General features: G+C 72.3%; 22 protein-coding genes and 1 tRNA gene. 10 read left to right on the top strand and 13 right to left on the bottom strand.

Features of this window, described 5'->3' with window-relative positions; genetic code table 11:
• The first annotated feature begins 35 nt into the window (after positions 1-35).
• From glpK to QWM81_RS05985, 3 genes are all read left to right on the top strand, one after another.
• Positions 36-1,586, top strand: a complete 1,551-nt coding sequence (gene glpK / locus QWM81_RS05995; RefSeq protein WP_290110500.1) for a glycerol kinase GlpK — start codon at positions 36-38, stop codon at positions 1,584-1,586.
• A gap of 16 nt (positions 1,587-1,602) precedes the next feature.
• Positions 1,603-3,213, top strand: a complete 1,611-nt coding sequence (locus tag QWM81_RS05990; RefSeq protein WP_290110498.1) for a glycerol-3-phosphate dehydrogenase/oxidase — start codon at positions 1,603-1,605, stop codon at positions 3,211-3,213.
• A gap of 87 nt (positions 3,214-3,300) precedes the next feature.
• Positions 3,301-3,972 (top strand): FadR/GntR family transcriptional regulator, encoded by a 672-nt coding sequence (locus QWM81_RS05985; protein WP_290110497.1) that lies wholly within the window; start codon positions 3,301-3,303, stop codon positions 3,970-3,972.
• A 60-nt stretch (positions 3,973-4,032) separates the two neighbouring features.
• Here QWM81_RS05985 and QWM81_RS05980 read toward each other — a convergent pair whose 3' ends face one another.
• Both QWM81_RS05980 and QWM81_RS05975 read right to left on the bottom strand, forming a co-directional pair.
• Positions 4,033-4,809, bottom strand: coding sequence for an SDR family oxidoreductase (locus QWM81_RS05980; protein ID WP_290110495.1), 777 nt, complete (start codon positions 4,807-4,809; stop codon positions 4,033-4,035).
• Positions 4,806-6,125 carry an enolase C-terminal domain-like protein gene (locus QWM81_RS05975; RefSeq protein ID WP_290110494.1) on the bottom strand — a complete coding sequence of 440 codons (1,320 nt, stop codon included), beginning with the start codon at positions 6,123-6,125 and terminating at the stop codon, positions 4,806-4,808. The genes QWM81_RS05980 and QWM81_RS05975 overlap by 4 nt, the downstream gene beginning before the upstream one ends.
• A gap of 266 nt (positions 6,126-6,391) precedes the next feature.
• Here QWM81_RS05975 and QWM81_RS05970 point away from each other — a divergent pair, with 266 nt between their 5' ends.
• Positions 6,392-7,471 (top strand): PAC2 family protein, encoded by a 1,080-nt coding sequence (locus tag QWM81_RS05970; RefSeq protein WP_290110492.1) that lies wholly within the window; start codon positions 6,392-6,394, stop codon positions 7,469-7,471.
• 140 nt (positions 7,472-7,611) lie between these two features.
• Here QWM81_RS05970 and mshC read toward each other — a convergent pair whose 3' ends face one another.
• The 4 genes from mshC to QWM81_RS05950 all read right to left on the bottom strand — a co-directional run bounded on the left by mshC (position 7,612) and on the right by QWM81_RS05950 (position 11,131).
• Complete coding sequence (gene mshC, locus QWM81_RS05965; protein ID WP_290110490.1) at positions 7,612-8,841, bottom strand: cysteine--1-D-myo-inosityl 2-amino-2-deoxy-alpha-D-glucopyranoside ligase; 1,230 nt, start codon at positions 8,839-8,841, stop codon at positions 7,612-7,614.
• Between the two features lie 156 nt (positions 8,842-8,997).
• A complete protein-coding gene (locus QWM81_RS05960) occupies positions 8,998-9,825 on the bottom strand; it encodes an SCO1664 family protein (protein ID WP_290110489.1) in 828 nt (275 codons plus the stop codon).
• Entirely contained in the window at positions 9,789-10,379 is a 591-nt protein-coding gene (locus tag QWM81_RS05955; RefSeq protein ID WP_290110487.1) for a DUF3090 domain-containing protein, read from the bottom strand. The genes QWM81_RS05960 and QWM81_RS05955 overlap by 37 nt, the downstream gene beginning before the upstream one ends.
• A gap of 65 nt (positions 10,380-10,444) precedes the next feature.
• Positions 10,445-11,131 (bottom strand): histidine phosphatase family protein, encoded by a 687-nt coding sequence (locus QWM81_RS05950; RefSeq protein WP_290110484.1) that lies wholly within the window; start codon positions 11,129-11,131, stop codon positions 10,445-10,447.
• Between the two features lie 53 nt (positions 11,132-11,184).
• On the opposite strand from QWM81_RS05950, the gene corA reads away from it, so the two are divergent.
• Positions 11,185-12,177 carry a magnesium/cobalt transporter CorA gene (gene corA, locus QWM81_RS05945; RefSeq protein WP_290110563.1) on the top strand — a complete coding sequence of 331 codons (993 nt, stop codon included), beginning with the start codon at positions 11,185-11,187 and terminating at the stop codon, positions 12,175-12,177.
• A 32-nt stretch (positions 12,178-12,209) separates the two neighbouring features.
• On the opposite strand, the gene QWM81_RS05940 is transcribed toward corA, so the two are convergent.
• Together QWM81_RS05940 and QWM81_RS05935 are read right to left on the bottom strand one after the other, a co-directional pair.
• Positions 12,210-12,995, bottom strand: coding sequence for a ferritin-like domain-containing protein (locus QWM81_RS05940; RefSeq protein WP_290110482.1), 786 nt, complete (start codon positions 12,993-12,995; stop codon positions 12,210-12,212).
• A gap of 298 nt (positions 12,996-13,293) precedes the next feature.
• Positions 13,294-14,346, bottom strand: coding sequence for an LLM class F420-dependent oxidoreductase (locus QWM81_RS05935; RefSeq protein WP_290110480.1), 1,053 nt, complete (start codon positions 14,344-14,346; stop codon positions 13,294-13,296).
• Between the two features lie 152 nt (positions 14,347-14,498).
• On the opposite strand from QWM81_RS05935, the gene QWM81_RS05930 reads away from it, so the two are divergent.
• Entirely contained in the window at positions 14,499-15,482 is a 984-nt protein-coding gene (locus QWM81_RS05930) for an aldo/keto reductase (RefSeq protein WP_290110479.1), read from the top strand.
• On the top strand, positions 15,479-17,743 hold the full coding sequence (locus tag QWM81_RS05925; RefSeq protein WP_290110477.1) for a helix-hairpin-helix domain-containing protein: 2,265 nt from the start codon (positions 15,479-15,481) through the stop codon (positions 17,741-17,743). Before QWM81_RS05930 ends, QWM81_RS05925 begins: the two co-directional genes overlap by 4 nt.
• Positions 17,744-17,832: 89 nt before the next feature.
• Here the strand turns inward: QWM81_RS05925 and QWM81_RS05920 are convergent, their stop codons facing one another.
• Complete coding sequence (locus QWM81_RS05920) at positions 17,833-18,492, bottom strand: hypothetical protein (protein ID WP_290110475.1); 660 nt, start codon at positions 18,490-18,492, stop codon at positions 17,833-17,835.
• Between the two features lie 47 nt (positions 18,493-18,539).
• Between QWM81_RS05920 and QWM81_RS05915 the strand changes: the two genes are divergently transcribed.
• Positions 18,540-18,728 carry a DUF5703 family protein gene (locus tag QWM81_RS05915; protein ID WP_290110473.1) on the top strand — a complete coding sequence of 63 codons (189 nt, stop codon included), beginning with the start codon at positions 18,540-18,542 and terminating at the stop codon, positions 18,726-18,728.
• A gap of 104 nt (positions 18,729-18,832) precedes the next feature.
• Here the strand turns inward: QWM81_RS05915 and QWM81_RS05910 are convergent, their stop codons facing one another.
• From QWM81_RS05910 to QWM81_RS05900, 3 genes are all read right to left on the bottom strand, one after another.
• Positions 18,833-19,630 (bottom strand): chaplin, encoded by a 798-nt coding sequence (locus tag QWM81_RS05910; protein ID WP_290110472.1) that lies wholly within the window; start codon positions 19,628-19,630, stop codon positions 18,833-18,835.
• A gap of 149 nt (positions 19,631-19,779) precedes the next feature.
• Positions 19,780-20,013, bottom strand: a complete 234-nt coding sequence (gene chpH / locus QWM81_RS05905; RefSeq protein WP_290110471.1) for a chaplin ChpH — start codon at positions 20,011-20,013, stop codon at positions 19,780-19,782.
• A gap of 163 nt (positions 20,014-20,176) precedes the next feature.
• The gene (locus tag QWM81_RS05900; protein WP_290110469.1) at positions 20,177-21,508 is read right to left on the bottom strand and encodes a M20/M25/M40 family metallo-hydrolase; all 1,332 of its coding nucleotides are present in this window, start codon (positions 21,506-21,508) and stop codon (positions 20,177-20,179) included.
• Between the two features lie 142 nt (positions 21,509-21,650).
• Here QWM81_RS05900 and QWM81_RS05895 point away from each other — a divergent pair.
• Both QWM81_RS05895 and QWM81_RS05890 read left to right on the top strand, forming a co-directional pair.
• Positions 21,651-21,735 (top strand) — tRNA-Leu (locus QWM81_RS05895).
• A gap of 76 nt (positions 21,736-21,811) precedes the next feature.
• Positions 21,812-23,080, top strand: a complete 1,269-nt coding sequence (locus QWM81_RS05890; protein WP_290110468.1) for an ROK family protein — start codon at positions 21,812-21,814, stop codon at positions 23,078-23,080.
• Between the two features lie 439 nt (positions 23,081-23,519).
• On the opposite strand, the gene xylA is transcribed toward QWM81_RS05890, so the two are convergent.
• A complete protein-coding gene (xylA, locus tag QWM81_RS05885) occupies positions 23,520-24,689 on the bottom strand; it encodes a xylose isomerase (protein WP_290110467.1) in 1,170 nt (389 codons plus the stop codon).
• Positions 24,690-24,766: the final 77 nt, after the last annotated feature.

Genomic DNA, 24,766 nt, shown 5'->3' with positions numbered 1-24,766 from the left:
CGTCCTTCGACCCTTACAGACTTCCGGGAGCAACCGTGACCGACGCACACACCACCACCGGGACTTCCTCCCACGGCGCAGGGCCGTTCATCGCGGCCATCGACCAGGGCACCACCTCCAGCCGCTGCATCGTCTTCGACCGCGACGGGCGCATCGTCTCCGTCGACCAGAAGGAGCACGAGCAGATCTTCCCCAAGCCGGGCTGGGTGGAGCACGACGCCGCCGAGATCTGGACCAACGTCCAGGAAGTCGTGGCGGGCGCCATCGAGAAGGCGGGCATCACCTCCGCCGACGTCAAGGCCATCGGCATCACCAACCAGCGCGAGACCACGCTGCTGTGGGACAAGAACACCGGTGAGCCCGTCCACAACGCCATCGTCTGGCAGGACACCCGCACCGACGCCCTGTGCCGGGAGCTCGGCCGCAACGTCGGCCAGGACCGCTTCCGCCGCGAGACGGGCCTCCCCCTCGCCTCGTACTTCGCCGGTCCGAAGATCCGCTGGATGCTCGACAACGTCGAGGGCCTGCGCGAGCGCGCGGAAGCCGGCGACATCCTCTTCGGCACCATGGACTCCTGGGTCATCTGGAACCTGACGGGCGGCGTCGACGGCGGACACCACGTCACCGACGTCACCAACGCCTCCCGCACCATGCTGATGAACCTCCACACCATGGAGTGGGACGACAAGATCCTCCAGTCCATGGACGTCCCGGCGGCCGTGCTGCCGGAGATCCGCTCCTCCGCCGAGGTGTACGGCCAGGTCAAGGGCGGCGTCCTGGACGGTGTCCCGGTCGCCTCCGCGCTCGGCGACCAGCAGGCGGCCCTGTTCGGCCAGACCTGCTTCTCCGAGGGCGAGGCCAAGTCGACGTACGGCACCGGCACCTTCCTGCTGATGAACACCGGCGAGAAGATCATCAACTCGTACTCGGGTCTGATCACCACCGTCGGCTACAAGATCGGCGACCAGGCCGCGGTGTACGCCCTGGAGGGGTCCATCGCCGTCACCGGCTCGCTGGTGCAGTGGATGCGCGACCAGATGGGCCTGATCAACTCCGCCGCCGAGATCGAGACCCTGGCGTCCTCCGTCGAGGACAACGGCGGCGCGTACTTCGTACCGGCCTTCTCCGGCCTGTTCGCCCCGTACTGGCGCTCCGACGCCCGCGGGGTGATCGCCGGCCTGACCCGGTACGTCACCAAGGCGCACATCGCCCGTGCCGTCCTGGAGGCCACCGCCTGGCAGACCCGCGAGATCACCGACGCCATGACGAAGGACTCCGGCGTCGAACTGGCCGCGCTCAAGGTCGACGGCGGCATGACCTCCAACAACCTGCTGATGCAGACGCTCTCGGACGTCCTGGACGCTCCCGTGGTGCGCCCGATGGTCGCCGAGACGACCTGCCTCGGCGCCGCCTACGCCGCCGGTCTGGCCGTCGGCTTCTGGCCCGACACCGACGCGCTGCGCGCCAACTGGCGCCGGGCCGCCGAGTGGACCCCCCGCATGGACGCGGACACCCGCGACCGCGAGTACAAGAACTGGCTCAAGGCCGTTGAACGCTCCATGGGCTGGCTCGAAGAAGAGAACTGACGAGGAGTAAATCGACATGACCACCCTGCGCTGCGTCCCTTCCCTCGGGACGCACCCGGCAGCCGGTTCCCAGCCGAGCCGTGCCGAGACCCGGGAGCGGCTCTCCAAGGCGACGTACGACCTCCTGGTGATCGGCGGCGGCATCCTGGGCATCTCCACCGCCTGGCACGCCGCGCAGTCCGGGCTGCGGGTGGCCCTGGTGGACGCCGGCGACTTCGCCGGCGCCACCTCCTCCGCCTCCTCCAAGCTCCTCCACGGCGGCCTGCGCTACCTGCAGACCGGCGCGGTGAAGCTGGTGGCGGAGAACCACTTCGAGCGCCGTGCGGTCTCCCGCCAGGTCGCCCCGCACCTGGCGAACCCGCTCACCTTCTACCTGCCGGTCTACAAGGGCGGCCCGCACGGCGCCGCCAAGCTCGGCGCGGGCGTCTTCGCGTACTCGGCGCTGTCCGCCTTCGGTGACGGCGTCGGCCACCTGCTGAGCCCCGCCAAGGCCGCGCAGGACGTGCCGGAGTTGCGCACCGAGAACCTCAAGGCCGTGGCCGTGTACGGCGACGACCAGATGAACGACGCGCGCATGGCCCTGATGACGGTCCGCGCCGCGGTCGACGCGGGCGCCACCGTGCTCAACCACGCCGAGGTCACCGGCCTGCGCTTCACCCAGGGCCGGGTCACGGGCGCGGACCTCAAGGACCGGACCGACGGCGAGGAGTTCGGCGTCGACGCCCGGCTCGTGCTGAACGCCACCGGCCCCTGGGTCGACCACCTGCGGAAGATGGAGGACCCGAACGCGGCCCCGTCGATCCGGTTGTCCAAGGGCGCGCACCTGGTCCTCAAGCGCACCTCCCCCTGGAAGGCCGCGCTCGCCACCCCGATCGACAAGTACCGCATCACCTTCGCCCTCCCCTGGGAGGACATGCTGCTGCTCGGTACGACCGACGAGGAGTACGAGGGCGACCCCGGCGAGGTGGCGGTCAACGACAAGGACATCGCCCAGATCCTGGACGAGGCCGCGTTCTCCATCCGCGACCAGCAGCTGTCCCGCGATCTGATCACCTACTCCTTCGCCGGTCTGCGCGTCCTGCCGGGCGGTCCCGGCGACACCTCCAAGGCCAAGCGCGAGACGGTCGTGACCGAGGGGCGCGGCGGCATGCTGTCGGTCGCCGGCGGCAAGTGGACGACCTTCCGCCACATCGGCCGTACGGTCATGAACAAGCTGGCGTCCCTGCCCGGCCACCCGCTGGGCGAGGACATGGAGCCGATCTCCCAGCTCCCGAAGAAGCTGCCGCTGCCCGGCATAGCCAACCCCAACGCGGTCGCCCACCGGCTGCTGGTCGACGGCGGCACGCCCGGCCCGCGCATGGCCGCGGACACCGCCCGCCACCTGGCCACGCACTACGGCTCGCTCTCCTTCGACATCGCGCGCCTGGCCAACGACGACCCGGCGCTGGCCGAGCGCATCCACCCCGACGCGCCGGAGATCTGGGCGCAGGTCGCCTACGCCCGCGACCACGAGTGGGCAGAGACGGCGGACGACGTGCTGCGCCGCCGTACGACGCTGACGATCCGGGGCCTGGCGACGGACGAGATCCGGACCAAGGTCGAGGACATGCTCGGCAAGAAGGCCTGACGGCGCGGACCGGCTCCGAGGGCGGCTCCTGAGGGGGCCGCCCTCGTTGTACGCTCAGACATCGGATGTCTCCAGCTGGGGGAAGCCATGGCCGTGACCGACGAGGCGATCGAGAAGATCAAGGAAATGATCGTCTCCGGTGCGCTGCGCCCCGGTGACCGGCTCCCCAAGGAGAGCGAACTCGCCGCCGGGCTCGGTCTGTCGCGCAACTCGCTGCGCGAGGCGGTGCGCGCCCTGTCGCTGATGCGCGTCCTGGACGTGCGCCAGGGGGACGGTACGTATGTCACCAGCCTCGACCCCCCGTTGCTGCTGGAGGCGCTGAGCTTCGTCGTGGACTTCCACCGGGACGACACGGTGCTGGAGTTCCTGGCCGTACGCCGCGTCCTGGAGCCGGCCGCCACCGGGATGGCCGCCGGCCGCATCACGGATGCCGAACTGGACGAGCTGGGGGACCGGTTGGCGGCGCTGGGTGACACTCCGGCGGTGGAGGAGCTGGTGGCGGCCGACCTGGAGTTCCACCGGGCCATCGTGCGGTCCGCCGGGAACGCGGTGCTCTGCTCGCTGCTGGACGGCCTGTCAGGGCCGACGACCCGGGCCCGGATCTGGCGCGGCCTGACCCAGGAGGACGCGGTCGGCCGGACGCTCCACGAGCACCGGGCCATCCTCGCGGCGCTGCGCGAGCGGGACGCCGAGGCGGCCAGGTCATGGGCGACGGTCCATGTCGCGGGCGTGGAGCAGTGGCTCAGATCGACGCTGTGAGTCCGGTCGCCGGTCCGCGGCTCGGGCTGTGAGACCCGGTCCCGTTCTGGCCCGGCCCTCTCAGGTCGCCGGGCGCGGGCGCAGGCCCTGCATGCCGCCGTCGACGGCGAGCGCCGTGCCCGTGACGGCCGCCGCCGCGGGGCTCGCCAGGTACGCGACGGCCGCGGCGACCTCCTCGGCGGTGACCAGCCGCCCCATCGGCTGGCGGGCCTCCAGGGCGGCACGTTCGGCGGCCGGGTCGCCGGCCCGGTCCAGGAGCCGGCCGACCCAGGGCGTGTCGGCGGTGCCGGGGTTGACGCAGTTGACGCGGATGCCCTCGTGGACGTGGTCGGCCGCCATGGCGAGGGTCAGCGCCAGCACGGCGCCCTTGGAGGCGCTGTAGAGCGCCCGCTGCGGCAGCCCGGCGGTGGCGGCGATGGAGCAGGTGTGGGTGACCGAGACGCCGCCGGGGCGGCCCGCGGCGGCGCGCCGCAGGTGGGGCAGGGCGTGCCGGGCCGTACGGACCATGCCGAGGACATTGACGTCGAGGACCCGCCGCCATTCCTCGTCGGCGTTGTCCGCGACCGTCCCGACCGCGCCGACGCCCGCGTTGGACACCACCGTGTGGAGTGCGCCGAACTCCGCGGCCGCCGCGTCGACGGCCGCCCGTACGGCCGCGTCGTCCGTGACGTCGGCCGTGAGGGCGAGGGTGCCGTCGGGCGCGCCCGCCGGGTCCCGGTCCAGGACGGCGACCCGCGCGCCCCGGGCCAGCAGCAGGGCCGCGGTGGCGGCGCCGATTCCGGAGGCGCCGCCGGTCACCAGGGCTGCGAGCCCCTCGAAGTCCCGTAGGGCCGTCATGCGGTGACCTCCGTCAGGGTCCTGCGGGCCCGCCACACGGGCCCGTCCGGGTAGCGGTGGGCGTCGACCGACTCGGGGCGCATCCGTGCGGAGAAGCCGGGCGCCCGGGGCGCGACGTACCGTCCGGAGTCGATCACGGCCGGGTCGGTGAAGTGCTCGTGGAGGTGGTCGACGTACTCGATGACCCGGTCCTCCCAGGTGCCGGAGACGGCGACGTAGTCGAACATCGCCAGGTGCTGGACGAGTTCGCACAGCCCCACCCCGCCGGCGTGCGGGCACACCGGTACGCCGTACTTGGCGGCGAGCAGGAGGATGGCGAGGTTCTCGTTGACCCCGGCGACCCGCGCGGCGTCGATCTGGACGAAGTCGACCGCCCCCGCCTGGAGGAGCTGCTTGAAGAGCACGCGGTTGGCGGTGTGCTCGCCGGTGGCGACCTTGACGGGCTGTCCGGCGCGGATGGCCGCGTGGCCCAGGATGTCGTCGGGGCTGGTGGGCTCCTCGATCCAGTGCGGTGCGTACGGCGCGAGGGCGGCCATCCAGCGCAGCGCGTCGGGGACGTCCCAGCGCTGGTTGGCGTCGACGGCGATGCGTACGGAGGGGCCGACCGCGTCGCGGGCCAGGCGCAGGCGCCGTACGTCGTCGTCGAGGTCGGCGCCGACCTTGAGCTTGATCTGGCCGAAGCCGTCCGCGACGGCCTCCTTGGCGAGCCGGACCAGTTTCGCGTCGTCGTAGCCGAGCCAGCCGGGTGTGGTGGTGTACGCCGGGTAGCCCTCGGCGCGCAGGCGGGCGGCGCGCTCGGCGCGGCCGGGTTCGGCGGCGCGGAGGATGGCGAGGGCCTCGGCGGGGGTCAGGGCGTCGGTGAGGTACCGGAAGTCGACGAGCGAGACCAGTTCCTCGGGCGTCATGGTGGCGAGGAACTCCCAGACGGGCAGCCCGGCCACGGTGGCGGCGAGGTCCCAGGCGGCGTTGACGACGGCTCCGGCCGCCATGTGCGTCACCCCCTTCTCGGGGCCGAGCCAGCGCAGTTGGGAGTCGTGGGTGAGGCCGCGGTGGAGGGCGGCGAGGTCCTGGGCGGTGCGGGGCGCGGGCCGGCCGATCACATGGGGGCGCAGGGCCTCGATGGCGGCGGCGGTGACCTCGTTGCCCCGGCCGATGGTGAAGACGAAGCCGTGACCCTCCGCCCCGTCGCGGGTGCGGAGCACCACGTACGCGGCGGAATAGTCGGGGTCCGGGTGCATGGCGTCGGAGCCGTCCATCCGTTCGGAGGTCGGGAAGCGGACGTCGTGCACCTCGAACGCGGTGACGGTCTGACGCATACGAGCCCCCTAACATCGGATCTTTCAACGGTCATCCGATGTATAGCGCCGTTGTGGTGGAAGAGTCCAGGGGCGGGGCCGCAGTTCTCGTATACAGCTCGGATGAATCGGCTGGATTCGTCCTGTGTCCCTCCCCGTCGTCGTGGGTAGTGGCTCCCGGTCGGCAGAGCACTCGCAGGTGTCTCGGAGGTGTACAGGGGCTCGGGAGGGGCCCCGGAAAGCCGTAAGGTTGGTCCGTACGCACGGAACTTCGGAAGGAGGCCTGGGTGATCGAGCTCGAGGGGGTTCCCGAGCTGATCGACCCGGTCATGGTGGCCGCGTTCGAGGGCTGGAACGACGCCGGCGACGCCGCCTCCACCGCGGTCGCGCACCTGGAACGGGAGTGGAAGGGCGAGGTTTTCGCGGCGCTCGACGCCGAGGACTACTACGACTTCCAGGTCAACCGGCCCACGGTGTATCTGGACGGCGGGGTACGGAAGATCACCTGGCCCACCACCCGCCTCTCGGTGGTCCGGGTGGGCGGCGACAAGCCACGCGACCTGGTGCTGGTCCGCGGCATCGAGCCGTCCATGCGCTGGCGCTCGTTCTGCAACGAGATCCTCGGCTTCGCCCACGAACTGGGCGTGGAGATGGTGGTGATCCTGGGCGCGCTGCTCGGCGACACCCCGCACACCCGGCCGGTGCCGGTCAGCGGCGTCACCTCCGACCCGGACCTGGCGCGCACCATGGACCTGGAGGAGACGCGGTACGAAGGACCGACGGGCATCGTCGGCATCCTCCAGGAGGCCTGCACGCACGCGGGCGTGCCCGCGGTGAGCCTGTGGGCCGCGGTGCCGCACTACGTGTCGCAGCCACCCAACCCCAAGGCGACGCTGGCGCTGCTCAACCGGCTGGAGGACCTGATCGGCCTGCGCATCCCGCTGGGTGAGCTGGCGGAGGACGCGCGGGCCTGGCAGGTCGGCGTGGACCAGCTCGCCTCGGAGGACAGCGAGGTGGCGGAGTACGTGCAGACGCTGGAGGAGGCGCGGGACACCGCGGAGCTCCCGGAGGCGTCGGGCGAGGCGATCGCCCGCGAGTTCGAGCGGTACCTGCGGCGCCGGGACGGAGGCCCGGGGCCGGGGCCGGGCTCAGGGCCCGGTTCAGGCCCCGGGGCCGGACCGGGTGCCACGCCCGGGCACGCCACGGACCTGGGCGGCGACAGCTCCTACCTGCGCGACACCTCCAGCGGACGGACGCGGCCGCCGAAGCCGCCGAAGCGGGAAGCCGAGCCGGAGTCCGGCCCCGGGTCGGAGCCGGGGGCGGAACCGGGCGGCGAGGACGGCTCGCCGGACTCCACCGAGGACTGACACCCGAGGACGGACAACGGGTCACGGACAATCGCTGGCGGACAACCGGTGACGGACGACAAGTGATTGACAGACGCCGGCGGGGCGGCACCGAAAGAGTGCCGCCCCGCCGGCGTACTCACGTACGCAGGTCCGAACGGTTACAGCGCCACGCCCAGGAGGGCGTCGACCGTACGGGAGACCAGACCGGGCGCGCTCTCGTCCGTACCGCCGTCCGACTCCTGGCGGGCGGCCCACCGGTCCACCGCCGCGAGGGCGGCCGGGGCGTCGAGGTCGTCGGCGAGCGCCTCGCGCACCTCCTCGACCAGCGCGTCGGCCGACGGCCCGTCCGGGCGGGAGACGGCGGCGCGCCAGCGCCCGAGCCGCTCCAGGGCGTCCTGGAGCACCTGGTCGGTCCACTCCCAGTCCGCGCGGTAGTGGTGCGAGAGCAGCGCGAGGCGGATGGCGGCCGGATCGACGCCGTCGCGGCGGAGCGTGGAGACGAAGACGAGGTTGCCCTTGGACTTGGACATCTTCTCGCCGTCCAGCGCGACCATTCCGGCGTGTACGTACGCCTTGGCGAACGGGTACTCACCGGTCAGCGCCTGGGCGTGCGAGGCGCCCATCTCGTGGTGCGGGAAGATCAGGTCGGAGCCGCCGCCCTGCACGTCGAAGCCCATGCCCAGGTGGTCCAGGGCGATGGCCACGCACTCGATGTGCCAGCCGGGTCGGCCGGGCCCGAGGCCGGCGCCGTCCCAGCTGGGCTCGCCCTCACGGGCGGCCATCCACAGCATCGGGTCGAGCGGGTTCTTCTTGCCGGGGCGGTCCGGGTCGCCGCCGCGCTCGGCGGACAGCACCCTCATGAACTCGGCGTCGTAGTGCGAGACTTCACCGAAGTGGGGGTCGGCCTCGACGGAGAAGTAGATGTCGCCTTCGAGTTCATAGGCGGCACCGGCGTCCCGGAGCCGCTCGATGAGCGGCACGATGCCGGGTATCGCCTCGACGGCACCGATGTAGTGCTGCGGCGGAAGCATCCGCAGAGCGGTCATGTCCTCGCGGAACAGAGCGGTCTCGCGCTCGGCGAGGCCCGCCCAGTCGATGCCGTCGCGGAGCGCCCGCTCCAGAAGGGGATCGTCCACGTCGGTGACGTTCTGGACGTAGTGAACCTGCCGCTTGGTGTCGAGCCACACGCGCTGAACGAGGTCGAACGCGTTGTAGGTCGCCGCGTGACCCAGGTGGGTCGCGTCGTACGGCGTGATGCCACAGACGTAGATACGGGCGACGGGGCCGGGGTCGAGGGTCACTCGTCCACCGGTCGCGGTGTCGTGGATCCGGAGGTCGCGGCCCTTGCCGGGCAGGGCGGGGACCTCAGAAGCGGGCCAGGCATGCATGTCATGAGCGTAACCGGACGCGTGTTCCGGATACGAACCGGATGCGGGATCATGACCGGATACGCCCTCTTGCGCGTCCGCCCGAAGTGTGCGGCGCACAGGACGGACCAGACTCCGGGGTGACCCCGAGAGGCGTCAGACCGGGCCAGGGAGGCGTCAGACCGGGGGCCAGGGGATCGCGGGCCACTCGCCCGAGGGTTCCGGGTGGCGGCCCGAGGAGCGCAGCGCGGCGACCCGGGACCGTACCGCCGTGACCTCGGCCGGGGTCAGCAGCTCCGCCAGCCGGACCGCGAGAGACCCGCCGGGGGCCAGCGACGCGTCCAGGCGGGCCAGCACGCCCAGGGCCTCCGCCGGCAGCGGCTCGCCGGCCCAGCCCCACAGCAGGGTGCGTAGTTTGTCGTCCACGTTGAAGGTGACGCCGTGATCGATGGCGTACAGCCGCCCGTCCGGCGCCGGCAGCAGATGGCCGCCCTTGCGGTCACCGTTGTTGATCACCGCGTCCAGTACCGCGAGCCGCCGCAGCCGTACGTCGTCGGCGTGCACCAGCAGGGCCGTGCGGTCCTCGCCGACCTGCGCCAGGCCGACCGCCTTCCAGCCCTCCCCCGCCTCCTCGCCGTCGACGAGCGCGAGGAGCGACGCGGCCGGATCGCCGTCGATCCACAGCTGGACCATGCCCTGGCCGTACGGCCCGTCCCTCAGGACCGTCGGCGGGACCAGGCCCCAGCCGGTCGCCTCGGACACCTCGTACGCCGCGACCTCCCGCTGCGCCAGCGTCCCGTCGGGGAAGTCCCACAGGGGGCGCTCCCCCGCGACGGGTTTGTAGACGCAGTCGGCTTCCTGGCCTTCGTACGCGACGGAACACAGCAGTACCGCGTTGGACGCCTCGCGGACCTGGCCGCGCACGGTCAGCTCGCCCTTGGCGAGCAGATCGACCAGCTCCACCGGGGTCAGGCTCCCCGGCGGTATCCGTTCTGGCGCGGGCATACGTGTCCTTCCGGATCGAGCGGCAGGCTGCACAGCGGGCACGGCGGGCGCCCGGCGTTGACCACGTCGAGCGCGCGTTTGGCGAAGGCCCTCGCCTGTGCGCCGGTCAGCCGGACGCGCAGCATCGGCGGGCCGTTCTCCTCGTCCTGGAGCAGCCGCTCCTCGGCCTCCGCGAGGTCCTCCTCGGAGTCCACGTCCAGCTCGACCAGCGCCTGCGCCTCCACGATCATGCGCTGTTCCTCGCCGTCCCAGGCCAGCGCCATCGTGCCGACCCGGAACTCCTCCTCCACGGGGGAGTCCAGGGGCGCGGTGTCGGTGATGTCGGAAGGGGCGACCGCGGGCACCGGGGCATTGCCCCCGGTACGGCGCACCACCTCGTCCAGCAGTTCATCGATCCGCTCGGCGAGCGCGGCCACCTGGGTCTTCTCCAGGGCGACGCTGGTGACCCGGCCCCCGGCGGAGGCCTGGAGGAAGAACGTACGACGGCCAGGCAGCCCGACCGTGCCGGCCACGAAGCGCTCCGGTGGGTCATAGAGGAATACCTGACGGGACACGTTCCCTCTCCCTTGCTTCGATGGTGGACGGCCCTGCGGCCCGTCCACCCTACTGTGCCGATCGATCACGACGCGCCCGCGCCGCCGCCCACCTCCGCGGTCCCAGCGCCGGTGTCCTCACGCGGCATCAGCCCACCGAGCTCACCGGTGTCGCCGAGCCGTACGAGAAAAGGCCTCAGCCGGGTGTAACGGATCGCCGTCACGGAACAAGGATCCACATGGATCCGCTGGAACAGATCGAGATGCATACCGAGTGCGTCGGCCACGACGGACTTGATGACGTCTCCGTGCGAGCACATCACATACACCGCGTCCTCCCCGTATTCCGCCTCCACGCGCGCGTTCCATCCGCGCACGGCGTCGACGGCGCGGCTCTGCATGGCGCGCATCGACTCGCCGCCCGGGAAGGCGGCGTCGGACGGGTGCTGCTGGACGACCTCCATCAGCGGCTCGTCGGCGAGTTCGGCCAGCTTGCGCCCCGACCAGTCGCCGTAGTCGCACTCGCCGATCCGCTCGTCGGTGTGCAGCGCAAGCCCCGGCCGGGCGGCCAGCAGCGGCTGGAGGGTCTCCAGGCAGCGCTGCAACGGGCTGGTGACGGCGGCGGCGAGCGGCACGCCGGCCAGCCGCGCGGGCAGAGCCGCGGCCTGGGCGGCGCCGCGCTCGTCGAGGGCGACACCGGGCGTCCGGCCCGCGAGCACACCCGAGGTGTTGGCGGTCGAGCGTCCGTGCCGTACGAGGATCAACGTGGCCATGTCTGCCAGCGTAGGCGGCATCACAGGTGCGCGGGGCCGGGCGCCGGGGGAGAATACGCGCCGTGATCGTGGACTGTGCCATCTACCGGGACGGGCAGCGCAGCAAGGGCCCCTCCGACTTCTCCGACGCCCTCGAAGCGGCGCGGGCATCCGGCGACGCGTTCCTGTGGATCGGTCTGCACGAGCCGACGGAGAGCGAGTTCGAGCACGTCTCCGAGGAGTTCGGGCTGCATCCGCTGGCGGTCGAGGACGCTCTCAAGGCGCATCAGCGGCCGAAGCTGGAGGTGTACGACGACTCGCTGTTCATGGTCCTCAAGCCGGTGCTGTACGAGCCGGAGAGCGACACCGTCACGACCGGCGAGGTGATGGTGTTCCTGGGCGATTCCTTCGTGGTGACCGTCCGGCACGGGGAGGGGGCGCCGCTGGCGGCCGTACGCACGCGGCTGGAGTCCGAGCCGGAGGTGCTCAAGCAGGGGCCGACGTCCGTGCTGTACGCGATCAGCGACGCCATCGTGGACCACTACATCGAGGTGGCGGGCGAGCTCCAGGTCGACCTGGAGGAGATGGAGACGGAGGTCTTCCAGCCCACGGGCGGCGACGCGAAGAACACGGCGTCACGGATCTATATGTTCAAGCGCCAGGTGCTGGAGTTCCGCCGGGCCACCGGACCGCTGGCCGCCCCCATCTCCCGGCTCGCGGGCGCGGGCGTGCCGTTCATCAGCGAGGCCTCCCAGCCGTTCTTCCGGGACGTCAGCGACCATCTGATCCGCGCCACCGAGCAGGTGGAGGGGCTCGACCGGCTGCTGTCGGACATCCTGTCGGCCCATCTCGCGCAGATGGGCGTGCGGCAGAACGACGACATGCGGAAGATCTCGGCGTGGGCGGCGATGGCCGCGGTGCCCACGATGGTCGCCGGCGTCTACGGCATGAACTTCGACCACATGCCCGAGTTGAACTGGGTCCTGGGCTACCCGGCGGTGATCACCGTGATGGCCGTGGCGGTCGCCGACCTGTACCGGCTGTTCAAGCGGCGGGGCTGGCTGTAGGGAGGCGGCAGGGGCCGGTGGCTGCCGGTGGCTCAGAAGACGGGGGCGGTTTCGGCCGGTCCGCCCAGCGCGTTGCGCCGTTCCGGCATCGTCAGGCTGACCATGCGCCGCCAGCCGCCGGCCTTCTCGTACGCGTACATTCCGTGGATGCCCATGGCGAGAGCCGCCTGCTTGGCGCGCGGCCACTTCAGGATGCGGCCCATGTGGTCCATGACGGCGAGGCTGACGTCGCGGTAGACGGCGATCTCGGCCAGGGCGCACTCGCGCAGGGTGCGCTGGATGGTGCGGCCGTGTCCGGCGTACGCGAGGCCCAGCAGTTCCTCGTGGCAGTACGCGAGGTGGTTGTCCTCGTCGTCGCAGATCATCTTCAGGGCCTTGCCGACCTCGGGGTGGTCGCCGAAGTACCTGACGAGCATCTGCATCTGGTCGGCGGCGCGCTGTTCGGTGACCCGGCTGTGCGAGAGGTAGACGAGGATGTCGTGCTCGGTGAGCGGCTCGTCGCGGCGCAGCTTGTCGTGGGCGAGGCCGATGCCACGCCGCTCCAGCAGCATCGTGTAGTCGGTCTCCGGCGGGACGGGGGCCGGGTCCAGCCCGCGCTTCTTCAGCAGGGCGTTGAAGATCCGTCCGTGCTTGTCCTCGTCGGCCCCGTGCCGGGTGATCTTGGGCGCGAGATGCCGCAGGCTCTCGGGTACGAGGGCGGCGATGCGGGCGTTCTCCCAGCCTCCCTGGGTCTCCCCGCTGGCCGCGATGGAACAGAACAGTTGGTAGGAGTCGTCGTTGTCGAGGATCTCCTGGAACAGGCTTCGGGCCGACAGCATCAATGCCACCTCTCGTGCGCGCGTGAGCACGAGTCAAGTGCCGCGACGGGGGCCTGGCAACAGCTCGGCCGTGCAAGTCCGCCGGATGGCGGAGTACCGGACGCGCTGGGGCAGTAACCGGGAAGGGGCGTGGCGCGTTGTGCAGCGTGACGGCCGTGGCGGGGATGACCCCGAGCCCCCACCACGGCCGCAGGCTTGCTCATAGGTCCCTGGTCCAGGTTCCTGGCCCCAGGTCCTGGTTCGCGGTTTCTGGTTCGCGGTTTCTGGTTCGCGGTTTCTGGTTCCTGGTCGCAGGGTCCTAGTCCACGAGGCCGGCCCGCTCCAGGGCCTCGGTCCCGGCCCTCAGTGCCGCGATCCGCTCGTCGAGCGTGAAGCCGGCCGGGGCCAGGGTCAGGGTGGTGACACCGGCCGCCGCGTACGCCCGCATCCGCTCCGCGATCCGTTCGACGGACCCGAGCAGCGTCGTCTGGTCGATCAGCCGGTGCGGGACGGCGGCCGCCGCGCCCTCCTTGTCGCCGGAGAGGTACTTGTCCTGGATCTCGGCGGCTTCCTTCTCGTACCCCATGCGCTGGGCGAGCTGGTTGTAGAAGTTCTGCTTGCGGCTGCCCATGCCGCCGACGTACAGCGCGGTGTACGGGCGGAACATGTCGGCGAGCGCGTTGACGTCGTCGCCGATGGCCAGCGGGAGGGTCGGTACGACGTCGAAGCCCGCCATGGTCTTGCCGGCCTTCTCGCGGCCGGCGCGGAGGTGGCGGATCGCGGTCTCCTCCAGGTGCTCGGCGGACGGGAAGATCAGCAGGGCGCCGTCGGCGATCTCACCGGTCTGCTCCAGGTTCTTCGGGCCGATCGCCGCGATGTAGAGCGGGATGTGCTCGCGCTGCGGGTGGACGGTCAGCTTCAGCGGCTTGCCCGGGCCACCGGGCAGCGGCAGCGTCCAGTGCTCGCCCTCGTGGGTGAGGCGCTCACGGGCCATGGCCTTGCGCACGATCTCCACGTACTCACGGGTGCGGGACAGCGGCTTGTCGAACTTCACGCCGTACCAGCCCTCGGAGACCTGGGGTCCCGAGACGCCGAGGCCGAGGCGGAAGCGGCCGCCGGAGAGCGCGTCGAGGGTGGCCGCCGTCATCGCCGTCATGGTGGGCTGGCGGGCCGGGATCTGCATGATCGCGGAGCCGATGTCGATGTTCTCGGTCTGTGCGGCCACCCAGGCGAGGACGGTGGGGGCGTCGGAGCCGTACGCCTCGGCGGCCCAGCACACGTCGTAGCCGAGGCGGTCCGCCTCCTGGGCGACGGCGAGGTTGTCGCCGTCCATGCCCGCACCCCAGTAGCCGAGGTTGATGCCGAGCCGCATAGCCGGTCCCCTTACTCATCGACTCATTTACTGATCAGTAACGTCCTGGTTCCGGACTCTAGCGCGCAGGTCGGCGTCCCGTCAGGGGGGCGCCCGGGCCAGTTGTCCACAGGCTCTCTGCGCGTGGGCCTCTGGCCAGTAATCTCGCGCTCATGGAGCAGAGGCATCTCGGCCGTACCGGTCTGCGCGTGTCCCGGATCGGCCTCGGCACCCTGACCTGGGGGCGGGACACCGACGAGCACGACGCCGCCGACCAGTTGAAGGTGTTCTGGGAGGCGGGCGGGACGCTCATCGACACGGCGGACGTGTACGGGGGCGGCGAGGCCGAGTATCTGCTCGGGCAGCTCGTGGAGCGGCTGGTGCCGCGGCACGACCTGGTCCTCGCGACGAAGGCGGGCAGCGTGCCCGACCCGGACCGGCGGTTCGACGGTTCGCGCGGCCATCTGCTGGCGGCGCTGGACGCGTCGCTGACGCGGCTGGGGACGGACTACGTGGATCTGTGGCAGGTCCACGCCTTCGACCCGGAGACGCCGCTGGAAGAGACGCTCCAGGCCCTGGACATCGCGGTCAGCAGCGGGCGGGCGCGGTATGTGGGGGTGTCGAACTTCTGCGGGTGGCAGCTGGCGAAGGCGGCGACCTGGCAGCTGGCGTCGCCGGGCGTGCGGGCACGCCTGGCCAGTACGCAGATGGAGTACTCGCTGCTCCAGCGGGGCGTGGAGCGGGAGGTGCTGCCCGCCGCGCTGGACCTGGGCGTCGGGCTGCTGCCGTCGTCGCCGCTGGGGCGCGGGGTGCTGACGGGCAAGTACCGGCACGCCACGCCGTCCGATTCGCGGGGCGCGTCGGACCGGCTGGCACCGTTCGTGGAACCGTACCTGGACGACTCGGCGACCCGGATCGTGGACGCGGTCATCACGGCGGCGGACGGGCTGGCCGCCACGCCGCTCCAGGTGGCGCTGGCGTGGGTGCGGGACCGGCCGGGGGTCGTGGCGCCGGTCGTGGGCGCGCGCACCGCGCAGCAGCTCACGGCCGCGTTGTCAGTGGAGGCGCTTAGTCTTCCTGACGAGATCCGCCGGGCGCTCGACGATGTGTCGGCGCCCGTGCACCGCTATCCCGATCAGGACTGGAGCACGCTGTGACCGCGCTTCCCCGGGGCGCAACCCCCGGCCCCTCGGCGGACGACCAGGACGCCACCTCCGTCACCCCCGCCGCCGTGCCCGCTGCCGCGGAGGGTGCGGAGCCGGGCGGTTCCGCTGCCGTCCCGGCGCCGCCGGAGGAGGCCGGGGGCGGCGGTGACACGGGTGCGCCCGAGCACGGCGGCGAGGAGGGCACGGCCGCGCCGGAGGGCGACGCGGCCGAGGCGGGGGCCGTCTCGGAGGCCGTCTCAGAGGCAGACGCCGTCTCAGAGGCGGGCGCCGTCTCGGAGGCGGGCGCCGTGTCCGAGGCGGAGGCCGTGTCGGAGGCGGAGGCCGTCTCAGAGGCAGGCGCCGTCTCGGAGGCGGAGGCGGAGCTTGCGGCGCAGCGGGAGCTTCGGGCGCGCATCGAGCAGCGCAAGGCCGAGAAGGGCGGGACCATCGCGGCCGGCGGCAAGCTGAGCGGCCGGGCCGCGGACCTGCTCGCGGCGGTACGGGCCGTGGAGAGCGGCGAGAAGTCCGGTACGACCTTCTACGACTCCCCCGCGCCCGCCCGTCCGGCGCGGACGGCCGCGCCCGAGGACATCGCGGCCGTGCGGGCGGTGCTGGCCGAGGGCGGTGCGCCCGCGTCGCTCGCCGAGCAGGTGGCCACGGTGCTCGGCCGGACGGCGGCGGACGCGCTGCGGGAGGACCCGTGGCAGTTGCTGGCGGTGCCCGGGGTGCGCCCGGAGCAGGCCGACGGTTTCGCGCGGGCGCTGCTGGGCGCGGAGTGCGGTCCCGGGGACGAGCGCAGGACGGTCGCGCTGGTCGGGTGGCTGCTCCAGCGGGCGGCCCTCCAGGGGCACACGGCGCTGGAGGCGGCGGCCTTGCGTACGGCGTTGGCCGAGCACGCGGTGCCGGAGCCGGAGGAGGCGGTCCGGCACGCGATCGCCGAGGGCGCGGTGCTGGTGTTCCACGAGGGGCACGAGGGGCAGGACGAGCCGGTGGACGAGGAGCCGGCCGTCGAGGAGAGCGCCGAGCCGACGCCGGTGCTGATCGGGCTGGACCGGTACGCGCTGGCGGAGGAGAGCCTCGCGGACGGACTGGCGCGACTGGCCAGGACGGGGCCGGACAGCCGGTGGGAGGCCGCAGCGCCGGTGGCCGAGCTGATCCGGGCGGTCGCCGGGCACGGGCTGGTCACACATACGGGGGGCGAAGCGGCACGGGCCGAGGCGGCAGCCCTGGCGGAGGCGGCGCGCGGGCTGGGGCTGCGGGCCGCCGTGGCGACGTACACGGAGAACGGCCGCCGCAGGCTGGGCGCGGACGTGGCGGCGGTGACCGTCCATGGCCTGCTGTCCGGGACGGAAAGCCCCGGCCGGGACGAGGACGGCGCGCTCGCACTGGACCTGCTGGTCGTGCTGGACGCCCCGCAGCTGGACGTCGAGACCGCCGCGATGCTGGTGGAGTCCCTGCCGGACGGGTGCCGTCTGGTGCTGAGCGGCGACCCGGGCGTGCTGTGGTCGGCCGGCGCGGGGCGGGTCTTCGCGGACGTCCTGGCGGCGCGGGTGTGCCCGCACGTCGCGTCACGGACGCCCGATCCGGGGCCGATCGGGGAGCTGGTCTCGGGGATCGGGATCGGCGAGCTCCATCAGGTGGAGGCGCCGGGCAAGGAGGTGGTGATCGTCCCGGTACGGGACGCGGGCGAGGCCGTGCACCGCACGGTGCAGCTGGTCGCGGACTCGGTGCCCCGGGCGATCGGGGTGCCGGCGGAGCAGACCCGGGTGATCACGGTCGGCCATGGCGGCTCGGCGGGGACGCGTGCGCTGAACGCCGCGCTGAAGCAGCGGCTGAACCCGGGCCCGGGACGATTCGGCGGGTTCGACCCGGGCGACCGGATCGCCTACGCCCCGACGCCGGGCCGGACGGTGCCCGGCACGGTGCTCTCGGCGGACGCGGCGGGGCTGCGCCTGGACTGCGAGGGCGAGCCCGTCGTCGTACCGAAGGAGCGGGTGGAGTCGGCACTGCGCCACGGCTGGGCGCTGACCGCGCACCAGGCGGTGGGGATGCGCTGGCCGGCGGCCGTCGTCGTCCTGCCCGGCGACGCGGCGCGGGCCCTGGACCGCGCCTGGGTCTACACCGCGTTCGGCCGCGGTGAGCGGCACCTGTCGGTGGTGCAGGGTGTGGACCAGGCGCTGCCCCACGCGGTCAAGGAGACCCCGCCCCGCCCCCGCACCACCCGCCTGCGCACCCTCCTGGAGGCGCTGCTGTCCACGCCGCCGGAAGCCTGACCGGGCACTCGGCCCCGGCGCGCCGGGCGCCGGGGCCGAGTGTCAGCGGGGTCAGGGGGTCAGCGGGCGTCAGTGGGTGTCAGGAGGTGTCAGGGGGTGTCCAGGCCGGTGACGTCCGGGCCCCCGTGGATGTCGTCCTCGTCGAAGACCGCGCTCACGTCGAAGCGGCAGATCACCCGGCTCGGGTCGGCCTGGTCGAAGGGGGTGCTGAGCCACTCGCCCGGCTCGGGGAGCTCGTCCGCCGCCGCGACCCAGAGCGTGGAGTCGCCCTCCTCCAGGCCGAACTCCTTGTGCCGGGACGCGATCTCGTCCGGTTCGTACTCCCCGAAGAGCACCCCGAGCGCCGCGTGCACGCTCGTCCCCACCAAGGCGGGGGTTTCCGTGCCGTCGTCCTCCCGGTCCACGTCCGCGATGCGCTGGGACTGGGCCAGCAGCCGCTGCGGCTCCACCACCGCGTAGTCGCGGCGGATCAGCACGGTCACCGCGTTCGGTTCCTCGGGGCCCTCGTACGGCGGGAGGGAATCCTCCACGCCGGGGATCTCGAAGGGCGTGACCTCGTCGTACCGGTCGTAGAGCCGCTCGTCGTAGGCCTCGGCGGCGGCGGCGAGGGCATTGAAGGCGGCGTAGACGGCCGGGTCGTCATCACCGGTGCGGTTCTCGACCGCCTCAAGGTGACGGTCCAGTGCGGCTTTGACCGCCTCGGCGGCGGCACGTACCTCGGCAGCGGTGGGCTGCGCAGCATCAGACATACTGTAGACGCTATCCGTACCGGGCCACTGGACGCACAATAGATGCGATGCCGGAATACGAATTTGTCGACGTGTACGTACCTCGCGGGGTGTCCCGCAAGGAGGCGACCCGTCTGCTGACCGACCATGCCGAGTACGGACACTGGGAGTTGGACCGACTGATGCTGCACCGGGACGGCAGCCGCAGGGTGCGGCTGCGCCGGCGCATCATCCGTCAGGTGCGCGCCACCTGGTGAGGGTGACGAGCAGCACGGAGCGGGCCCCGCGAAAGCGAGGCCCGCTCTGTCGTATCCGCTCCGTCGCCTCCGCCCCGACCGCTCGGGGCGGTTACGCGGCGTGCCTACGCGGACTGCCGGGCGCGACGGTAGAGGACCGTGCCCCCGAGCAGCAGACCCGCGCCGGCCGGGATCAGCAGCCCGAGCGGAGCCGCCCCGGTCAGCGCGAGCTCCTCGTCGCCCTGGGGCGGCGTGACGGTCTGCGGGCCGGGCTCGTTCGGCTCGATCGGCGAACCGGGCTGACCGGGGGTGTCCGGGCGGTCCGGCGTACCCGGCTTGCCGGGCTCGTCGGGCTCGGGGGTGCCGGGCTCGTCCGGGTTACCGGGGTTGCCCGGCTCGTCGGGGTTCCCGGGGTTGCCGGGCTGGTCCGGGTTACCGGGCTTGCCCGGCTCTCCCGGCTTTCCGGGCTCTCCCGGCTTTCCGGGTTCTCCCGGCTTACCGGGCTTGTGCGGGTGTCCGTTGCCGCAGCTGTTGCCCATCGACGGGTTGAGCGCCCCCACCACGTCGACAGTGTTGCCGCACGCGTTCACCGGGACGCTCACCGGCGCCTGGACGTTGTTGCCGGAGGCGACACCGGGTGAGTTGCTGGTCGTACCGTGCGCCTTGGCGCCGCTCGACTTGTTGACGCACTTGTTCCCGAACGACGGGTTGAGGGCCCCGACGACGTTCACGGTGTTACCGCACGCGTTCACCGGCACACTCACCGGTGCCTGGACGGAGTTCCCGGACGCGATGCCCGGGGAGTTCGACGCGGCCCCATGGGCGTCCGCGCCGGTGTGCGCCTGGGCGTATCCGCCACCGAGGGCGAGCACGCCACCCGCGGCCGCCACGATGGTCAGGCCCTTTCGCGTGACCTGTCGCATAGCTTGTTCCCTGCCTTCTAGGCTCCGGAATACCCCCGGGCACAGCGCCCGGAGGCCGAATGCCCACCGGCCCCGGAGTGCATGGCACGCACTCCGGGGCCAGCCGGGCTCACACCACTAAGGGTTGAGACTCAACGTCAGTGAACGCGTCAGTCGTTGATGCAGACGTTGCCGAAGGCCGGGTTCAGCAGGCCGATGACGTTCACCGTGTTGCCGCAGACGTTGACCGGCACGTGGATCGGCACCTGGACGACGTTGCCCGAGATGACGCCGGGGGAACCGACGGCGGCACCCGACGCACCGGCGTCGGCGACGGCCATGCCCGCGCCCGCCAGCACCAGACCGCCCGTGGCAGCCGCGACAGCGGCGACCTTCTTGATCATTATTCCTCCTTGTTGGCAATGCGATCCCAGCCGCGGACCGCATCACCTGTAACGACAGGGAGGTAATCGGGCTACGTCCGGATGACTCCGTTCACCCTTTTCGGTCAGGTGTGCACACGCGGGCGATTATTGGAGTGTCGTTTCAGCCGACTATTGCGGATCTTCAGCTCGCGTCGATGAAGCGGTCCAGCACCCGTACGCCGAATTTCAGGCCCTCCACCGGCACGCGCTCGTCCACGCCGTGGAACATGCCGGCGAAGTCGAGCTCCGGCGGCAGCCGCAGCGGCGCGAAGCCGAAGCACCGGATGCCGAGGTCGTCGAAGGACTTGGCGTCCGTGCCGCCGGAGAGCATGTACGGCACGGCCCGGGCGATGGGGTCCTCGGCCTTCAGCGCCGACTGCATGGCGTCCACCAGGTCGCCGTCGAAGCTGGTCTCCAGCGCCTTGTCGCCGTGCACGTCCTCGCGCCGGACGCGCGGCCCGAGGATCCGGTCGAGGTCGGCCAGGAACTCCTCCTCGTACCCAGGCAGGAAGCGCCCGTCGACGTGCGCGGTGGCCTGGCCCGGGATGACGTTGACCTTGTAGCCCGCGCCGAGCATGGTCGGGGCGGCGGAGTTGCGCAGCGTGGCGCCGATCATCTTGGCGATGCCGCCGAGCTTGGCGAGGGTGGCGTCCATGTCCTCGGGGTCCAGCGGGGTGCCGAGCGCGTCGGACAGCTCGTCGAGGAAGGACCGTACGGTCTTGGTGACCCGTACCGGCCAGGTGTGCCGGCCGAGCCGCCCCACCGCCTCGCACAGCTCGGTGATGGCGTTGTCGGTGTTGGTCATCGAGCCGTGCCCGGCGGTGCCGTCCACGGTGAGCCGCATCCAGTGCATGCCCTTCTGGGCGGTCTCGACCAGGTAGAGGCGCAGGTTCTCGTTGACGGTGAAGGAGAAGCCGCCGACCTCGCCGATCGCCTCGGTGACGCCCTCGAAGAGGCCGGGGTGCTTGTCGACGAGGTGGCGGGCGCCGTAGGTGCCGCCCGCCTCCTCGTCGGCGAGGAACGCCAGCACGATGTCGCGCGGGGGCTTGCGGCCGCTGCGCAGCCTGTCCCGTACCACCGCCAGCGTCATCGCGTCCATGTCCTTCATGTCCACCGCGCCGCGGCCCCAGACGCAGCCGTCCGCGATCTCGCCGGAGAACGGGTGGTGCGTCCAGTCCTCGGCGTTGGCGGGCACGACGTCGGTGTGGCCATGGATCAGGAGCGCGGGCCGGGAGGGGTCCTCGCCCTCGATCCGCGCCACGGTGGACGCGCGCCCCCGGTGGGACTCGATGATCGTGGGTTCGAGCCCCACCTCGGCGAGCTTCTCGGCGACGTACTCGGCGGCCGCCCGCTCCCCCGGGCCCGAGTGGTCGCCGTAGTTGCTGGTGTCGATCCGGATCAGGTCGCGGCAGAGGCCGACGACCTCGTCCTCGCCCGTGACGGTTGCTGTCCGCGCCGTGCTCGACTCGCTCACGCTGGTTCCTCCCGCGTAGCTGCTGGTGGGTCCTCTCATCCTGCCCCCTCCCCCGGTGCGGGCGGGGGCGTGATCGAGCCCCTCGAATGTTTGCTATGGTTTTCCACGTCGGAACGGCCGCGGGCCGGGCGACAGACACCTTGTCCGGGTGGCGGAATGGCAGACGCGCTAGCTTGAGGTGCTAGTGCCCTTTATCGGGCGTGGGGGTTCAAGTCCCCCCTCGGACACAGAGAAGCGCGGGTTCGGTCTCAGACCGGGCCCGCGCTTTCGTGTGCCCGGGCTTCGCATAGGCTCGGCGGCACGATGAAGAACACTCTCGATCCGCTGGAGCCCAAGGCCGACAAGGCGACCGTGCGGCGGCACAACCTCAGCCTGGTGCTGCGGGCGGTGCACGACGAGGGTGAGGCCACCCGGGCGGCGGTGGCGGCGCGGGTGGGGCTGACGCGTGCGGCGGTCTCGTCGCTGGTGGAGCAGCTCCTGGCGAGCGGGTTTCTCACGGAGCGGGGGAAGACCTTCAGCGGCCAGGCCGGGCGGCCGGGGACGGCGCTGAGGGTGGCGCGTACGGGACCGGCCGGCCTCGGCGTCGAGATCAACATCGACTACGTCTCCGTGTGCGTCGTGGACCTGGCCGGCACGGACCGGGTGCGGCTGACCGAGCACCTGGACAACCGGGGCGTACCGGCCGCCGATGTGCTGGGGCGGGCCGCGCGGATCGCGGCGCGGACGCTGGAGTCGGCCGCCGAGCAGGAGCTGTGCCCGGCCGGGGCGCGGCTCGCGCTGCCGGGGCTGGTGTCCGGCGGCACGGTGCGCCAGGCGCCCAACCTCGGGTGGAACCGGGTGGCGGCGGAGGGCCTGTTCGGGCAGGCGCTGTGTGCGCTGCGGCCGGGCCGGCCGGCGCTGCCGGTGGGGTCGGACAACGAGGCGAACGCCGCGGCGCTGGCCGAGCTGTGGTTCGGCGGACTGGAGCGGGTGCGCAGCTTCCTCTACCTGTCGGGTGAGATCGGGGTGGGGGGCGCGCTGGTCGTCGACGGTGAGCTGATGCGGGGCGCGCACGGGTTCGCGGGCGAGATCGGGCACGTGGTGGCGGACGCGGAGGGGCCGGAGTGCCGGTGCGGTTCACGCGGGTGCCTGGAGCAGTACGCCGGTCAGGCCGCGCTGCTGCGCGGTGCGGGCATCGACGAGTCGGCCGGGCTGCCGGGCGTGGCGGAGCTGGAGGCGCGGGCCCGGGCCGGTGACGGCCGGGCGGTGGCGGCTCTTGAGCGGGCCGGGCGGATGCTGGGGCAGGTGGTGTCCGGGGCGGTGAACCTGCTGGACCCGGACGCGGTCGTGCTGGGCGGGATCTACCGGCCGCTGATGCCATGGCTGGGCCCGGCGGCGGACCGGGAGCTGAGCCGCCGGGTGGTGTCGGGGCTCTGGGCCGCCGGCAGCGGGCGGCTGCGGGCGTCCTCGTCGTCGGGCGACGCGGCGCGGGGGGCGGCGGCACTGGTCGTACGCGAGGTGGTGGCCGATCCGGCGGGGTACGCGGAGCGTGCGGAGGGGTGGAGCGGGACCGCTCACGCGGGCCGGACGTGACGCCACGGTGACGGGCGTCACATGCGACGTGCCACGGGTGCGGCTCCGCCGAGCGGATCGCGGGCACTGACCCGTGCCGGGCATCCGGCGCCCGTGCTTGTGCTCGTGCTGCCCAGGCCGGCCGGCAGACGACATCCTGCGAGGCGTCGACCTCGATGCGCTGCTGCCGCCCCGTCCGGGCGACGGCGTCGCCTGCTCGTGGCGCGTACGCGCGCCTTTGACGCCGGGCGGGCCGCCCGGTGGGACCTGCCCGCCGGCCCGGCGGTCGTCGCGGCCACCCCGTGGCGCGGTTACCCGGCAACTGGCCGACTGGGACCTGGAGGAACCGGCCTTCACCACCGAGCCGGTGGCCGGCGAACCGGTCACCAACGCCATCCGGGCGGGTCAGGGCCGGTCCAGCCGCGGCCGGCCATCCGGCCCGAGCAGGCGCTGTCCTGAGTCAGCGGACGCCGAGGAGGTGGTCCAGGGCCAGCTGGTCGAGGCGTTCGAAGGCCATGGAGCGTTCGGCCGCCGCCGTGACGTCGAAGGTCTCGTACGCGGTGGTGTCCGCCAGCAGGGCGGCCAGGCCGTCCCCGGCGGTGGGCCGGGCGAGTTCATGGAGGCGGGAGGCCGTCAGGGCCTCCTGGACCTCGGGGTCGGCGCGGAAGGCGGCGGCGCGCTCCTTGAGGATCAGGTAGTTGCGCATGCAGTTCTTCGCGGACTCCCACACGCCGTCGAAGCCGTCCGTGCGCACGGGCTTGAAGTCGAAGTGGCGCGGGCCCTGGTAGCCGGCGCTCTCCAGCAGGTCGACCAGCCAGAAGGCCTGGCGGAGGTCTCCGGCGCCGAAGCGGAAGTCCTGGTCGTACTTGATGCCGGACTGGCCGTTGAGGTCGATGTGGAAGAGCTTGCCGGCCCACAGGGCCTGGGCGATGCCGTGCGGGAAGTTGAGGCCGGCCATCTGCTCGTGGCCGACCTCCGGGTTGACGCCGACCAGTTCGGGCCGCTCCAGGCGTTCGATGAAGGCCAGGGCGTGGCCGATGGTGGGCAGGAGGATGTCGCCGCGCGGCTCGTTGGGCTTGGGCTCGATGGCGAAGCGCAGGTCGTAGCCCTGTTCGGTGACGTACTGGCCGAGGAGGTCGAAGGCCTCCTTCATCCGGTCGAGAGCGGCGCGGACGTCCTTGGCGGCGCCGGACTCGGCGCCTTCGCGGCCGCCCCAGGCGACGTAGGTGGTGGCGCCGAGTTCGACGGCCAGGTCGATGTTGCGGATCGTCTTGCGCAGCGCGTAGCGGCGCACGTCGCGGTCGTTGGCGGTGAAGGCGCCGTCCTTGAAGACGGGGTGGGTGAAGAGGTTGGTGGTGGCCATCGGCACCTTCATGCCGGTGCGCTCCAGAGCGTCCCGGAACCGCTTGACCACGGCCTCGCGCTCGGCGTCGGAGGACTGGAAGGGGACCAGGTCGTCGTCGTGGAAGGTTACGCCGTGGGCGCCGAGAGCGGCCAGGCGCTCGACCGATTCCACCGGGTCGAGGGCCGGGCGGGTGGCGGTGCCGAACGGGTCGACGCCTTGCCAGCCGACCGTCCACAGGCCGAAGGTGAACATGTCCTCGGGGGTGGGGGTGAAGCGTTCCGGCATGGTCCGTGTCCCTTGGTCGCGATTTGTTTGCTCACATTACTAATACGCGACGAGGGAGCGGAAGCCAAGGGTATCTA

Origin of the sequence: Streptomyces ficellus (assembly GCF_030406405.1) — a bacterium.
Lineage (GTDB): Bacteria > Actinomycetota > Actinomycetes > Streptomycetales > Streptomycetaceae > Streptomyces > Streptomyces ficellus_B.
Note: the sequence above shows the minus strand (reverse complement) of the source record. Positions and strands in the feature narration are given on the sequence as shown.

Coding starts and splice junctions, on each gene's coding strand:
- QWM81_RS05990 (WP_290110498.1), top strand. CDS start 1,603: ATGACCACCCTGCGCTGCGTCCCTTCCCTCGGGACGCACCCGGCAGCC.
- QWM81_RS05985 (WP_290110497.1), top strand. CDS start 3,301: ATGGCCGTGACCGACGAGGCGATCGAGAAGATCAAGGAAATGATCGTC.
- QWM81_RS05980 (WP_290110495.1), bottom strand. CDS start 4,809: ATGACGGCCCTACGGGACTTCGAGGGGCTCGCAGCCCTGGTGACCGGC.
- QWM81_RS05975 (WP_290110494.1), bottom strand. CDS start 6,125: ATGCGTCAGACCGTCACCGCGTTCGAGGTGCACGACGTCCGCTTCCCG.
- mshC (WP_290110490.1), bottom strand. CDS start 8,841: ATGCATGCCTGGCCCGCTTCTGAGGTCCCCGCCCTGCCCGGCAAGGGC.
- QWM81_RS05960 (WP_290110489.1), bottom strand. CDS start 9,825: ATGCCCGCGCCAGAACGGATACCGCCGGGGAGCCTGACCCCGGTGGAG.
- QWM81_RS05950 (WP_290110484.1), bottom strand. CDS start 11,131: ATGGCCACGTTGATCCTCGTACGGCACGGACGCTCGACCGCCAACACC.
- QWM81_RS05940 (WP_290110482.1), bottom strand. CDS start 12,995: ATGCTGTCGGCCCGAAGCCTGTTCCAGGAGATCCTCGACAACGACGAC.
- QWM81_RS05935 (WP_290110480.1), bottom strand. CDS start 14,346: ATGCGGCTCGGCATCAACCTCGGCTACTGGGGTGCGGGCATGGACGGC.
- QWM81_RS05930 (WP_290110479.1), top strand. CDS start 14,499: ATGGAGCAGAGGCATCTCGGCCGTACCGGTCTGCGCGTGTCCCGGATC.
- QWM81_RS05920 (WP_290110475.1), bottom strand. CDS start 18,492: ATGTCTGATGCTGCGCAGCCCACCGCTGCCGAGGTACGTGCCGCCGCC.
- QWM81_RS05915 (WP_290110473.1), top strand. CDS start 18,540: ATGCCGGAATACGAATTTGTCGACGTGTACGTACCTCGCGGGGTGTCC.
- QWM81_RS05910 (WP_290110472.1), bottom strand. CDS start 19,630: ATGCGACAGGTCACGCGAAAGGGCCTGACCATCGTGGCGGCCGCGGGT.
- chpH (WP_290110471.1), bottom strand. CDS start 20,013: ATGATCAAGAAGGTCGCCGCTGTCGCGGCTGCCACGGGCGGTCTGGTG.
- QWM81_RS05890 (WP_290110468.1), top strand. CDS start 21,812: ATGAAGAACACTCTCGATCCGCTGGAGCCCAAGGCCGACAAGGCGACC.
- xylA (WP_290110467.1), bottom strand. CDS start 24,689: ATGCCGGAACGCTTCACCCCCACCCCCGAGGACATGTTCACCTTCGGC.